The following is a 13,141-nucleotide window of genomic DNA, read 5'->3' on the forward strand; positions in this document are numbered from 1 at the left end:
GTCACACATTTGCAACGCTGCACGCGATCGTTCGAGCATGAACATCCTTTAATTTGTATCCGGGCAATCCGTGGCGCCAGCTAGGGCATGATCCGGAAAAGTGCGAAGCGGTTTTCCGAAAAGGATCATGCCTAAGGGGCGGCCTTAAGCGCGATGACGATTCAAACCGGGTCTCATCGCGCTTGGAGCGGCCACCTCTGACATTCATGCGAGCCATCGTCGGCTCGGGGAGGGCCGATGATCAGCCGCAGAGCGCTTTCCGGATTGTTGATGACGCTGGTCGGCCCCTCGTCGCGGGCCGGCAACGACAGGCTGGCGCTGGGCCATTGCCAGGGATCATGCGCGAATGTCGACTTGCCGACCCTTGGCTACGATCAGTTCTGCCGGTCGTTGTTCGATATCGCGGCAAGCGGCAGGCTGCATGCGGTCGCAACCGGTTCGGAGATTCGCGGAGAGATGCGATCTCTGTTCCGGGCGCGGCGGCTTTATCGGCCGTCGCACGACGAGATCCGGGTGCTCTGGCGCGCGCCGGCGGATGGCTTCTCGGTCGTGAAGGTCGAGTTCGATCTGGAATGCGGCGTGCCGGTGCGCGGATGTCTTGGAATTCCCGACGGAGAATTCAAGGGGTTGATCCTGCTCGGCCACGGCATGGCGAGCACGCCGGAGCGCTGCTTCGACGATGCCGACAAGGACTACATGAACGCGCTCGGCAAACGGCTATGTCGGGACGGTTACGTCGTCTGGTGTCCTTACATCGTCCAGATCGGAAATCAGGAGAGCCAGAACAACATCGCCGCGATGCTGGCATCTCACGGCATCTCCGCCCACAACGTGTCATGCGCATCGCTCGACGCCGGCGAAATCGTTTGCAGGAAGCTCACCGGCGTGTCGGGTTTGAATGTCGGCGTCTACGGGGTGTCCTGGGGCGCCTTTCTCGCGCTGCATCTGGAAGCCGCGACGGGGCAGATGCGGCCGACTGTCGTGTCCGGATATATGCGCGACGAGAAGAAGCTCCTGATGTCATCCGTGATCACCAGGAATCTCGGCGTCGAACTTGCGGCTTACATTCATTTCAGCAACGGCCGCGCCAAGTACGCCGGCGCGGAGCTGGCATATCTGCTTTGTCCATGTCCGCTGTTCGCCGAGATTGGCAATCGTGATGGTGCAAACGCGATGGAGCTCGGGCGGGATGAGAAGTTCGCGGAGATGCGGTCGGTCTACGCATCGTCAGGCCATCCGCATTTGATCGACATCGACGTTTTCGACGGCGTGCACGAGGTCAGTGGCAAGCGTGCAATGCCTTGGCTGTACGAGCACCTCGCGTCGCCTCTCTATCAACAGACGTCTCGTCTGAAGGGCGCCATCGCGTTGTGAGCGCACGGTCCGCGGCCGCGCCCGATCCGTCGTTGACCACGCGCAGAGCTGACCTCGACCATACCGAGGTAGCGCTGACTTGCATCACATTGCCGGGAGTTTTCGGTGTCCGCGGCATGCCCCGCGCTGGACGGCGGTCGCAATCGCGGTGCGATTGCAGCGCCGCGACGTTTCTTAAAACTGTCTTCAGCCGAGGTCGCTGGAACAATCGCGATCAGCTTACAGCATTGTCGGATTGGCCGCGTTATGATCTGCTGCAACGCACCTGCCCATCCTGACCTTCGGGTCTGAGGGAACTCGACGTCATATCCGTCTCGTAGCGTCTGTTGGTAGCCGAAGGGTTGGACTGCATGAGTGGTACGGAACGCACGCTCGGCGGCTTGGCAGGGGTTCTCGTATCGGCGGGACTAATGGCGGCGGGAGTATCGGCGGCCCATGCCCAGGCGGGGCCACCCGGGCCTCCTGCCGTGGGCGTGTTCGAGGCGGTGAAGCGGCCGATCACCGAAACCAATGAATTTCTCGGACGCATCGAAGCCCCCAACCGCGTCAACGTGGTGGCGCGTGTGACCGCGTTCCTGGACAAGCGGAACTTTGTCGAGGGCTCCGAGGTCAAGGCCGGTGATCTCTTGTATCAACTCGAGCGCGGACCGTTCGAAGCCGATCTCGCATCGAAGAAGGCACAGGTCGCTCAGTTGCAGGCGACGCTGGTCAACGCCAAGCTGACCACCGATCGCGCCAAGGCTCTGATGGGCGGCCCGGCCGGCCAGCAATCCAATGTTGATGCGGCGGTCGCCAACCAGCAGAGCCTCGAGGCGCAGGTGCAGGCCGCGCAGGCGCAGGTCGACCTGTCCCAGATCAATCTCGACTACACCATGATCCACTCGCCGATCGACGGCAGGATCGGACGCACCGCGGTCACCGAGGGCAACGTCGTGACGCCGAGCTCGGGAACCCTGACGACAATCGTCAGCCAGGACCCGATGTACGTCACCTTTCCCGTGCCGGTGCGCGAGGCGCTCGATCTGCGCGACCGTTATGCGACGCGCGGCGGCTTCAAGGCCGTCGTCATCCGCCTGCGGTTGCCGGACGGCCGGCTCTTCGACAAGACCGGCGAACTGAACTTCGTCAACAACACGATCGCGCAGAACACCGATACCATCTCCCTGCGCGGCACCATCCCCAATCCGCCGACATATACTTCCGTCGCGGCCGGCGGCTCGCTCCGCGAACTCACCGACAATGAGTTCGTGACCGTTCTCCTCGAAGGCGTGCAGCCGGTCGAGGTGCTCGCGATCCCGCGTTCGGCGGTGCTGTCGGACCAGCAAGGCGAATATGTCTATGTCGTCGGCGCGGACAACAAGGCCGAGCAAAGGCGGATCCAGCTTGGGCAATCGACAGCAACGATCGCGGCGGTGACGAGCGGCATCTCGCTCGGCGACAAGGTCGTCGTCGAGGGGTTGCAGAAGGTCAAGCCGGGCGAGGTGGTGGCGCCGGGGCCCGTCAGCGCGCTGATCCAGTCGAGCATGAAGGTTTCGGCGGATGGCGCCGCGAGCAGCGCGCCGAAATCGACGGGTAATAACCCATGATTTCTGCCGTCTTCGTCGATCGTCCGCGGCTTGCGATCGTCATCGCGTTCGTGATCACGATCGCGGGCGCGCTGGCGCTGATGCAGATTCCGGTCGCGCAGTTTCCGGACATCGTGCCGCCGCAGGTCACGGTCTCCGCCGTATTCCCCGGCGCATCGGCCGAAGTGGTGGAATCGAGCGTCGCCCAGCCGCTGGAAGCGCAGGTCGTGGGCGTCGACAAGATGCTCTACATGAAGTCGACCAGTGGCAATGACGGCAGCTACACGCTGACGGTCTCCTTCGCGCTCGGCACCGATCCCGATATCAACACCGTCAACGTCAACAACCGCGTGCAAAGCGCGCTCGCGCAATTGCCGACCGAGGTGCAGGCGCAGGGCCTGACCGTGCAGAAGAAATCCTCGGCGGTGCTGCAATTCATCGTGCTGTACAGCAAGAGCGGCGATCAGGATCCGCTGTTCATCACCAACTACGCCATCATCAACGTGCTGGACGCGATCTCGCGCACGCCTGGTGTCGGACAGGCCTCGCTGTTCGCGAAGCTGAACTATTCGATGCGGATCTGGTTCGACACCCAGCGCCTGACCAGCCTCAATCTGGCGCCGTCGGACGTGATCGCCGCGATCCGGGCCCAAAGCGTGCAGGCGCCGGTCGGCCGCATCGGCGCGCGTCCGATCAGCAATGACCAGCAGTTCCAGTTCAACGTGCAGACGCAGGGCCGCCTGACGACATCCAAGCAGTTCGGCGACATCGTGCTGCGGGCCAATCCGGATGGATCGGTGCTGCGGATCAGGGACGTTGCCCGCGTCGAGATCGGCGCGCAGAACATGGATTCGGAGTCGCGGATCGACGGCAATCCCGGCGTGCCGATGGGCATCTATCTCGCGCCCGGCGCCAATGCCGTGACCACGGCCAAGGCGGTGCAGGCCACGCTTGCGCGGCTGTCGGAGCGGTTTCCGCCGGGGCTGACCTATCTCGTGCAGTACGACTCCACCACCTTCGTGTCCGATACGATCAAGGAGGTGATGAAGACGCTCGGCGAGGCCTTCGTGCTCGTCGTGATCGTGGTGTTCCTGTTCCTCGGCAATCTGCGCGCCACGGTGATCCCGGCGGTCGCGGTTCCGGTCAGCCTGATCGGCGCCTTCGCGGTGCTGCTGGCGCTCGGCTATTCCGCCAATACGGTCTCGCTGCTGGCGATGGTGCTGGCGATCGGCATCGTGGTCGACGACGCCATCGTCGTGGTCGAGAACGTCGAGCGCGTCATGGAGGAGGAGCCGGAGCTGTCGCCGGCCGACGCCACCAAGAAGGCGATGGCGCAAATCACGGCGCCGATCATCGCGATCTCGCTGGTGCTGCTCTCGGTGTTCGTGCCGATCGCGTTCATCCCCGGCATTTCCGGCACGCTGTTCCGCCAGTTCGCGGTGACGATCAGCGCCGCGATGGTGATCTCGGCGCTGAATGCGCTGACCTTGTCGCCGGCACTGTGCGCCGTGTTCCTGCGTCATGGCGGGCCGCGCCGCGGCATCATGGGACGGGTGCTCGGCAGCATCGACTGGGTGCGCGACCGCTACGCCGGCGTGGTGCAACGGCTGGTTCGTGTGGCGGTGCTGTCGCTGGTTGCGGTGCTGGTGTTTGCCGGCGCGGTGTTCGGCGTGTCGAAGATCACGCCGACCGGCTTCCTGCCCGAGGAGGATCAGGGCGCCTTCTTCATCGCGGTGCAATTGCCCGACGGCGCGTCGGTGGCACGCACCAGCGAGGTCACCAAGCAGGTCGAGGCGCTCTTGAAGAAGAATCCGGCGATCGACCATGTGCTGTCGATCATCGGCTTCTCGCTGCTCGACGGTGCCAGCGAGCCGAATTCGGCATTCATGGTGGCGCGTATGAAGGCGTTCGCCGACCGCAAGGCCGTCACCGACTCGGTGCAGGCGGCGATCGGGCAGACCTTCGTCGGGGGATCGCAGATTCGCCAGGCTTCGGTGCTGCCGTTCAACCTGCCGCCGATCATCGGGCTTTCGACCTCCGGCGGATTCGAATATCAGCTCGAGGCGCTCGAAGGGCAGGATCCGGCCTCGCTCAGCAGCGTGATGGGCGGGCTGATCGGTGCTGCCAACCGCAATCCGAATCTGGCCCGCGTGTTCTCGACCTTCACCGCGACCAACCCGTCGGTCTATCTCGATATCGATCGCGCCAAGGCGCAGGCGCTCGGCCTCAACATGGCCGACGTCTTCACCGCGCTGCAGGCCACGCTCGGCGGCATCTACGTCAACAACTTCAACCTGTTCGGCCGCACCTGGCAGGTCAATGTGCAGGGCGATGCAGCCGATCGCCGCGACATTCCCGACATCTGGCAGATCTATGTGCGCAACAGCGGCGGCGAGATGGTGCCGATCCGTTCGATCGCAAGCCTGCGCATCGTGACCGGACCGCAGGTGATCACGCGCTACAACAATTATCGTTCGGTCACCGTGAACGGCAGCCCGGCGGCGGGCGTGTCCTCGGGCACCGCGATCGCGACGATGGCCGAGCTCTCCAAGTCGACGCTGCCTTCCGGCTATTCCTACGAGTGGACCGGCACGGCCTATCAGGAGCAGGCGGCCTCCGGCCAGACCGGCATCATTCTCGGCCTCGCGGTGCTGTTTGCCTATCTGTTCCTGGTCGCGCTGTATGAGAGCTGGACGATCCCGATTCCCGTGCTGCTATCGGTCACGGTCGGCGTGTTCGGTTCCTATCTTGCGATCAAGCTCGCGGGCCTCAACCTCGATCTCTACGGTCAGATCGGCCTCGTGGTGCTGATCGCGCTCGCCGCCAAGAACGGCATCCTGATCGTCGAGTTCGCCAAGGAGCAGCGCGAGGCCGGCAAGCCGATCGCGGAGGCCGCGACGATGGGCGCGCAAATGCGCTTCCGCGCCGTCATGATGACATCAATTGCCTTCATCCTCGGCCTGGTGCCGCTGGTGGTCGCGACCGGTGCCGCGGAAATCAGCCGCCGTGCGGTCGGCACCGCGGTGTTCGGCGGTATGCTCGCCGCAAGCTCGGTCGGCATCTTCCTGGTGCCGATGCTGTTCGTCACCTTCCAGGGCTGGCGCGAGGGTGTAAAGAACCGCTTCGGCAGACGGACCAAGGCGGAACAGCCTGCCTCGCATTAGATCCTGCCTAATCCCTTCGCGCATTAGGGAGGCGCGTGGGGGCGGGTCTATGCTACTGGCCTCATCGATGGAGTTCTGGATTGAGCGTTGCCTTCACCAAGGAAGAAAGTGCCGAGACCGCGTCCGAAACGCTGTTGCCGGACCGCCCCATTTCGCCGCATCCCAACCTGGTGACCGAAGCAGGACGCAAGGCGCTGGAGCGTGAGCTCCAGGCGGCACGCGAGGCCCTTGAGGCCGCGCAGCAGCTGGACGATATCAACGAACGGCGGCGGCAGTCGGCGGTTCCGTTGCGCGACGCGCGCTATCTCACAGAGCGGCTCCGCACCGCGCAGGTCGTGCCTGACCCTGCTTCCACCGAAACTGTTGCCTTCGGCAGCACGGTGACTTTCAGCCGCGCCGACGGGCGGGTGCAGACCTATCGCATTGTCGGCGAGGACGAAGCCGACCCAAAGGCAGGCTCGATTTCCTTTGTCTCGCCGGTAGCGAGGTCGCTGATGGGCAAAGCCCTGGGCGACGTCGCAGGCTCGGGCGATCAGGAGCTGGAGATCGTCGCGATCGCTTAGAGAGTGATGGGATTAGATTGAATGGCGGTCGCAAAGGCGACGCGTCCCTCGCCCCGTTCTTACGGGGAGAGGGTTGGGGGTGAGGGGCTGCCTCCGCACACGCGGAGACAGATACTCTCGCGGAGACTCCCCCTCTCACCCGGAACGCATCTGCCGATGCGTTCCGACCTCTCCCCGCACGCGGGGCGAGGTGAACCGGAGTCCGCCGCTCGATTCGGAGCAAAGTGATCACGCTGCCGGCAGGGCAAGCCGCTCGATAGTCTGAATATGCCGCGCCAGCAGGCTGCAGGCCTGTTCGATGTTGCGTGCGCGCAGCGCCTGCAGGATCACGCGATGATCCTGGCTCGGCCGCGGCCGCCAGCCGGCGTTGCGCGCCATCGCGAACACCAGTCGCGAATTCGCAAGCTGCAGGCCGTCGAGGCTGGCAAGCAGCCGCGGCATCGCGCACGGCGCCACCAGCGCATGGTGAAAGGCGCGATTGGCCATCTCGAAATCCTGCACCGTCTCGGCATTGTCGCCTTCGATCATGGCGAGTTCGATCCGTGCCAGATGGGCCGATGTGAGCCTGGGGGCGGCATTGCGCAACGCGACCACCTCGAGCGCGGCGCGCATCTCGGCGATTTCCTTCACCGACCTGGTGTCGAGCGGCGCGACCCGCACCCCGCGTCGCGGCACCGCAACAACGAGATGCTGCGCCTCCAATTGCCTGAAGGCCTCGCGCACCGGCACGTGGCTCGAATGGAATTCGCGCGCGACATGATCCTGCCGCAGCGGCGCGTCCGGCAGCAATTCGCCGTTGATGATGCGCTCGCCGATCGCTTCGGCGATGCGCCCCGCGGTGGTCGTGTTCTCGCCTTCGCTCGTCATAGATTATCTATCGTAAAAACGGGTGCGCGCGCGTACTGGCTCGGCTAGCATCGTTCTAAGTCCATAGATCATAGATAATATACCAGATTATCTATGATCCACAGCAAACGAGAAAGCAAGCCATATGGTTGATGTCGTGGAAATCGAACGGACCGACAGCGGCACCAGTGCAGCGCCCCGCAAGACCTGGGACCGTACCGAGGCTGAAGCACTCTACAATTTGCCGTTCGCGGATTTGATGTTTCAGGCGCAAGGCGTGCATCGCGCCAACTTCAATCCGAACCATGTCGAAACCGCGAGCCTGCTCAGCATCAAGACCGGCGGCTGCCCGGAAGACTGCGGCTACTGCTCGCAAAGCGCGCATTACGACACCGGCCTGAAGGCCACTCGCCTGATGCCGCGGGACGAAGTGGTCGCGGTCGCGCAGCGCGCCAAGGACGCCGGCGCAACCCGCTTCTGCATGGCCGCGGCCTGGCGCAGCCCGAAGGACCGCGATCTCGATCAGGTCTGCGACATGGTCAGCGCGGTGAAGGGCCTCGGCATGGAAACCTGCGTCACGCTCGGCATGCTGACGCCAAAGCAGGCCGAGCGTCTCTCTGACGCCGGGCTCGATTTCTACAACCACAACGTCGACACCTCGCCCGAGTTCTACGACAAGATCATCACCACCCGCACCCTGCAGGATCGCATCGATACGCTCGCGCATGTGCGCGACGCCGGCATCAAGGTCTGCTGCGGCGGCATTATCGGCATGGGTGAACAGGTCGATGACCGGCTCGGCATGCTGATGCTGCTTGCCAATCTCCCCAGCCATCCGGAGAGCGTGCCGATCAATCTGTGGAACGAGGTCAAGGGCGTTCCGGTCAACGACACCGCGGAACGGCCCGATCCGATCGCGCTGGTGCGTCTGGTTGCCACTGCGCGGATCATGATGCCGAAGAGCGTGGTGCGGCTGTCGGCCGGACGGCAATACATGACCGACGAGCTGCAGGCGATGTGCTTCCTCGCCGGCGCGAATTCGATCTTCATCGGCGATGTGCTGCTGACCACCAGGAACCCGCAGCGCGATCGCGACGCCGATTTGCTGGACCGGCTCGGCATCAACTCCGCCCTCGCCTGAGCGCAACTCCGGCACGCGCGCGGCGGGATTCGCCGCGCGACCAACTACAAATCTGAGAGAGAAGCATGAGCGCAATCCATGCGGCCAAGGTCGCTGATTACGCCGCGGCCTTGCACGCCCTGAGCAAGGACGATCGGCTGCGCGGTCTTAAGCCGCGCGCGGGCATCGATTTCGTCTCGAACGACTATCTGGCGCTCGCGAACGCGCCGCGCATCAAGAATGCGGTCTCGGCCGCGCTCGAGGCCGGCACACCGATCGGCGCCGGTGGGTCGCGGCTGCTGCGCGGCAATTGCGAGGAGCACGAACGGCTAGAGGCCGAAGCCGCCGCGTTCTTTGGAGCCGAGACGGCGCTGTTCTTCGGTGGCGGCTATGTCGCCAATTTCGCCGTGCTGACGACGCTACCGCAGCGCGGCGACCTCCTGGTGCTCGATTCTCTCGTGCACGCCAGCATCCATGAAGGCGCGCGCGCCGGCCGGGCCGAATTCCGGATCAGCGCGCACAATGATCCCGGGTCGGTCGAAGCCACCATTCGCGGCTGGCGCGCCGAGGGTGGCACGGGCCGGGTCTGGATCGTGGTCGAAAGCGTCTACAGCATGGACGGCGACGTCGCGCCGCTCGACGACCTCGTCGCCATCGCGGACCGGCACGACGCGTTCCTGATGGTGGACGAGGCGCATGGCACCGGCGTCTATGGCGAGCAGGGGCGTGGGCTGACGGCGTCCTATGAGGGGCGCGAGAACCTCGTGATCGTTCATACCTGCGGCAAGGCGCTGGGCGCCGCCGGCGCGCTGGTCACGGCTTCGACCGTGCTGCGCGACTTCATGGTCAATCGCTGCCGCCCGTTCATCTTCGCCACTGCACCGTCGCCACTTGTGGCCGTCGCCGTGCGCGAGGCGGTGCTGATCCTGCAGCAGGAGCCCGTGCATCAGCAGCGCCTGGCAAAACTGGTCGCGTTCACGCATCGCGAGCTCGACCTGCGCGGTTGGCGCAGCCCGTCGCGCTCGCAGATCGTGCCCTATATCGTCGGCGACAATGCGCGTGCGATGCAGCTGGCGTCTGCGCTGCAGGCGCGCGGCTTCGATATCAGAGGCATCAGGCCGCCGACCGTGCCGGCAGGCTCTGCCCGGTTGCGGATTGCGCTGACCCTTAATGTCGACGAGGACGACGTGCGCGCGCTGCTCGACGCGCTGGTCGACGAGACCAAAGGCTGGTCGCGATGACGAGCCGGATCGTGATCACCGGCACCGATACCGGGATCGGGAAGACGGTGTTCTCCGCGGGCCTCGCCGGCTTCCTCGGCGCGCGCTACTGGAAGCCGGTTCAGGCCGGCCTCGAGGAGGAAACCGATGCGCAACTGGTCGCACGGCTTGGCGGGCTCCCGGCGGATCGCATCGTGCAGGAGCGTTACCGGCTTCGAACGCCGGCTTCGCCGCATCAGTCTGCCGCACTCGACGGCGTGCGCATCGACGCTGCCGCGCTCGGCGTGCCCGATGCCGGGGACCGTCCGCTGGTGATCGAGGGCGCCGGCGGGCTGATGGTGCCGCTCGACGGCAACACGCTCTATATCGATATCTTCGCGCGATGGCGCCTTCCGGTCGTGCTGTGCGCCCGCACCGCGCTCGGCACCATCAATCACTCGCTGTTGTCGGTCGAGGCGCTGCGCACGCGCGGGATCGACATTCACGGGATCGCATTCATCGGCGAGAGCAATCCCGAGAGCGAGCGCGCGATCTGCGAGATCGGGCAGGTGCGCCGGCTAGGCCGGTTGCCCTGGCTTGCTCCGCTTGCGGCAGACACGCTGCAGGCAGCGTTCAAGGCGTCGTTCCGGCGGGAAGATTTCAATCCATGACATCCGCTCGGAAGTCGCCGATCTGGCACCCGTTCACCCAGCACGCGCTGCACGGCGAGATGACGAGGATCGTGCGTGGGGAGGGCGCCTATCTCTACACCGCGGATGATCGCCGCATCATCGATGCGATCGCATCCTGGTGGGTCGTGACCCACGGCCATTGCCATCCGCACATCGTGCGCGCGATCCAGGACCAGGCGGAGCAGCTCAACCAGATCATCTTCGCGGGCCATACCCACGATCCGGCCGAGCAGGTCGCCGCGCAGCTGTTGAAGCTGGCGCCCGACGGGCTCGATTACGTGTTCTTCTCCGACTCTGGCTCGACCAGCGTCGAGGTGGCGCTGAAGATGGCGCTCGGCTACTGGCACAATATCGGCGCGACGCGCACGCAGATCATCGTGATGGAAAATTCCTACCATGGCGACACGGTCGGGACGATGTCGGTCGGCGCGCGCGGCGTCTTCAACAGGGCTTACGAGCCGCTGCTGTTCGACGTCGCGTCGATCCCGTTTCCGGCGCCTGGCTATGAACAGACGATGCTCGACGCGCTCGAAGCCGCGTGCAGGAAGGAATCCGCGGCAGTGTTCATTGTCGAACCGCTGATCCTGGGTGCGGGCGGGATGCTGATGTATCCGCCCTGGGTGCTGAAGGAAATGAAACGCATCTGCGCAGCCGCTGGCGTGTTGTTCATCGCCGACGAGGTGATGACCGGCTGGGGCCGCACCGGCACCTTGTTCGCCTGCGAGCAGGCGGACGTCAGGCCCGATATCGCCTGCTATTCCAAGGGCCTCACCGGCGGTTCGCTGCCGCTCGCGGTGACGCTCTGCCGGGCCGAGATCTACGACGCACATTATTCCAGTGATCGTTCGCGCACCTTCTTCCATTCCAGCTCCTACACGGCAAACCCGGTCGCCTGCGCTGCTGCAAAAGCAAACCTCGAGCTCTGGCAACACGGTGCAGGCGCGCGCGTCTCCGCGGTGGCTGCGATGCAGGAGCGTCTGCTCGCCGCGTTCCGTGCCGACGCGCGCTTCGAGAACGTCCGCCGCACCGGGACCATCACCGCACTTGATCTGAAAACAAGCGATGCAGGCTATCTCGCCGGCATCGGCCCAAAGCTTCAGGCCTTCTTCGAACGCCGCAACCTGCTGCTGCGGCCGCTCGGCAACACGATCTACGTCATGCCGCCCTACTGCGTCACGGAGGCGGATCTCGAGGAGATCTACGACGGGATCAGGTGCGCGGCCGACGCGCTGGCTTGACGACGCGCTTCGCGCCCAAAGGTCAGGGATTGATGATTGCATCGCGGGCCGTGGTGCCCGCGATGGGGTCTCATACGAGATCGGCGTGCCCTTGCAGGCACGCCGATGAGCCCGATCATGAGTGTTGGTGTGGCGCCGGACGCGGCCTCGCAGCAGGATGCGGCCGTGGCGCCGGTCGTGACACATGCGGCGGCGCGGGCCGATGCACAACCGCTTGCGCGACGCGCGGTGCCGGTGGATGCGCGACCGCGCGTGGCTGCGGCGGTGCATGCTGCACGAGCTGCGGTCTTGACGCCGGCGGAGCGACGTGCGGCGCGGGTGCGGGATGTGCGCTGGTGCCGGGGAGAGCATGCGCAGTCGGCAGGGCGTGTCCTGGCGGCGGAGCATTCCCCGTCGGGAGTGCATGTCCCGTTGGCAAGGCGTGTGCGGCCGTGGGTTGCGCATGTCGGGGCGGCGGCGCCGCGATCGGCTTGCCTGGGCGCGCGGCCACCACGCCGGCGCCGCTGAACCGTGCTGCGTGCGCGGTCGCGGCGACCGCCGGATGACCATGGTTGTTGGCGAGCGTCAGCGCCGGATTCTTCATCGCCGCTTCCGCGTGTCGCGTCTGCTCGCCGGTCGCGGCCACGTGGTGCGCGCTCTGGGCCGCGAGCTGCTGTGGCGTCGGCTTCACCGTAGTGCCGCCGGTGCCGCCGTTGTAGCTGACGTTGGTCGTGTTGTTGACGACGGTCTTGTTGTAGACGTTGGTGACCGAGACGTTCGAGATGTTGTTGACGGAACTGTTGTAGAAGAAGCTGCCGCCGCGCCAGTAGCCGCCCTCATAGCCGACGCCGGTGTAGCCGAAGCCATAAGAGATGCCGCCGTAGAAGCCGACCGTCGCGCCCCAATATCCGGCGTGGAAGCCGTAGGCGCCGTCGCTCCAGCCCCAATAGCCGGGAGTCCACAGCAATTCGGGCGCTGGCGGAAGCACCCATGTGCCGGGCACCCAGTAGTAACCGGTGTCGTCGTTCCATGCCCAATAGCCCGGAGTCCAGATGTAGCCGGGCGCGGGGATCGGCGGCTGGACATAGACCGGCAATGGCGGCGGCGCCGCATTGACGGTGATGCCGATGGCAAGCTGCCCGCGTGCTGGCGCGAGCGGTGAGAGACAGCAGAGGCTGAGAGCCAAGGCGAAAGGCAGTCCGGCGATGCGGCGCATGGCACATACTCCAATCTTCTTCCCCCAGCGTTGGAGTCGAATAGTGGCGGCGACATGAACCCGTTGTGAATGTTTGTGCTGACACCGTGATTTCGAGATCGCGCGACGGCGGGATCGTTAACGACGGCGAATGCAAGTCAGCTCGGTGTCAGGATGGAACGCGACGGTGCGGTCGCGTCAGCTTC

At 65.0% G+C, this 13,141-nt stretch carries 10 protein-coding genes; 8 read left to right on the top strand and 2 right to left on the bottom strand.

Going from position 1 to position 13,141, the window contains the following annotated elements:
- Nucleotides 1–237 precede the first annotated feature (237 nt).
- The 4 genes from ACVIHF_RS36215 (at nucleotide 238) to greA (ending at nucleotide 6,666) form a co-directional block, all read left to right on the top strand.
- Entirely contained in the window at nucleotides 238–1,374 is a 1,137-nt protein-coding gene (locus tag ACVIHF_RS36215; protein ID WP_456793386.1) for a hypothetical protein, read from the top strand.
- A 350-nt stretch (nucleotides 1,375–1,724) separates the two neighbouring features.
- A complete protein-coding gene (locus ACVIHF_RS36220; protein WP_456793387.1) occupies nucleotides 1,725–2,960 on the top strand; it encodes an efflux RND transporter periplasmic adaptor subunit in 1,236 nt (411 codons plus the stop codon).
- A complete protein-coding gene (locus tag ACVIHF_RS36225; protein ID WP_225646657.1) occupies nucleotides 2,957–6,103 on the top strand; it encodes an efflux RND transporter permease subunit in 3,147 nt (1,048 codons plus the stop codon). The genes ACVIHF_RS36220 and ACVIHF_RS36225 overlap by 4 nt, the downstream gene beginning before the upstream one ends.
- An 80-nt stretch (nucleotides 6,104–6,183) precedes the next feature.
- Nucleotides 6,184–6,666, top strand: a complete 483-nt coding sequence (gene greA, locus ACVIHF_RS36230; protein WP_057015361.1) for a transcription elongation factor GreA — start codon at nucleotides 6,184–6,186, stop codon at nucleotides 6,664–6,666.
- Nucleotides 6,667–6,894: 228 nt separating this feature from the next.
- Here greA and ACVIHF_RS36235 read toward each other — a convergent pair whose 3' ends face one another.
- A complete protein-coding gene (locus ACVIHF_RS36235) occupies nucleotides 6,895–7,533 on the bottom strand; it encodes a GntR family transcriptional regulator (protein WP_168856607.1) in 639 nt (212 codons plus the stop codon).
- Nucleotides 7,534–7,657: 124 nt separating this feature from the next.
- Here ACVIHF_RS36235 and bioB point away from each other — a divergent pair, with 124 nt between their 5' ends.
- The 4 genes from bioB to ACVIHF_RS36255 all read left to right on the top strand — a co-directional run bounded on the left by bioB (nucleotide 7,658) and on the right by ACVIHF_RS36255 (nucleotide 11,761).
- Entirely contained in the window at nucleotides 7,658–8,653 is a 996-nt protein-coding gene (gene bioB, locus ACVIHF_RS36240; RefSeq protein ID WP_253605921.1) for a biotin synthase BioB, read from the top strand.
- Nucleotides 8,654–8,718: 65 nt separating this feature from the next.
- Entirely contained in the window at nucleotides 8,719–9,873 is a 1,155-nt protein-coding gene (locus tag ACVIHF_RS36245; RefSeq protein WP_253605923.1) for an 8-amino-7-oxononanoate synthase, read from the top strand.
- A complete protein-coding gene (bioD, locus tag ACVIHF_RS36250) occupies nucleotides 9,870–10,502 on the top strand; it encodes a dethiobiotin synthase (protein ID WP_168856604.1) in 633 nt (210 codons plus the stop codon). The genes ACVIHF_RS36245 and bioD overlap by 4 nt, the downstream gene beginning before the upstream one ends.
- Nucleotides 10,499–11,761 (top strand): adenosylmethionine--8-amino-7-oxononanoate transaminase, encoded by a 1,263-nt coding sequence (locus tag ACVIHF_RS36255; protein ID WP_456793388.1) that lies wholly within the window; start codon nucleotides 10,499–10,501, stop codon nucleotides 11,759–11,761. Before bioD ends, ACVIHF_RS36255 begins: the two co-directional genes overlap by 4 nt.
- A gap of 115 nt (nucleotides 11,762–11,876) precedes the next feature.
- On the opposite strand, the gene ACVIHF_RS36260 is transcribed toward ACVIHF_RS36255, so the two are convergent.
- Complete coding sequence (locus ACVIHF_RS36260) at nucleotides 11,877–12,956, bottom strand: hypothetical protein (RefSeq protein WP_456793390.1); 1,080 nt, start codon at nucleotides 12,954–12,956, stop codon at nucleotides 11,877–11,879.
- Nucleotides 12,957–13,141 lie beyond the last annotated feature (185 nt).

This window comes from Bradyrhizobium sp. USDA 4506 (assembly GCF_054058795.1).

Coding starts and splice junctions, on each gene's coding strand:
- ACVIHF_RS36255 (WP_456793388.1), top strand. CDS start 10,499: ATGACATCCGCTCGGAAGTCGCCGATCTGGCACCCGTTCACCCAGCAC.
- ACVIHF_RS36245 (WP_253605923.1), top strand. CDS start 8,719: ATGAGCGCAATCCATGCGGCCAAGGTCGCTGATTACGCCGCGGCCTTG.
- ACVIHF_RS36225 (WP_225646657.1), top strand. CDS start 2,957: ATGATTTCTGCCGTCTTCGTCGATCGTCCGCGGCTTGCGATCGTCATC.
- ACVIHF_RS36260 (WP_456793390.1), bottom strand. CDS start 12,956: ATGCGCCGCATCGCCGGACTGCCTTTCGCCTTGGCTCTCAGCCTCTGC.
- bioB (WP_253605921.1), top strand. CDS start 7,658: ATGGTTGATGTCGTGGAAATCGAACGGACCGACAGCGGCACCAGTGCA.
- ACVIHF_RS36235 (WP_168856607.1), bottom strand. CDS start 7,533: ATGACGAGCGAAGGCGAGAACACGACCACCGCGGGGCGCATCGCCGAA.
- bioD (WP_168856604.1), top strand. CDS start 9,870: ATGACGAGCCGGATCGTGATCACCGGCACCGATACCGGGATCGGGAAG.
- ACVIHF_RS36215 (WP_456793386.1), top strand. CDS start 238: ATGATCAGCCGCAGAGCGCTTTCCGGATTGTTGATGACGCTGGTCGGC.
- ACVIHF_RS36220 (WP_456793387.1), top strand. CDS start 1,725: ATGAGTGGTACGGAACGCACGCTCGGCGGCTTGGCAGGGGTTCTCGTA.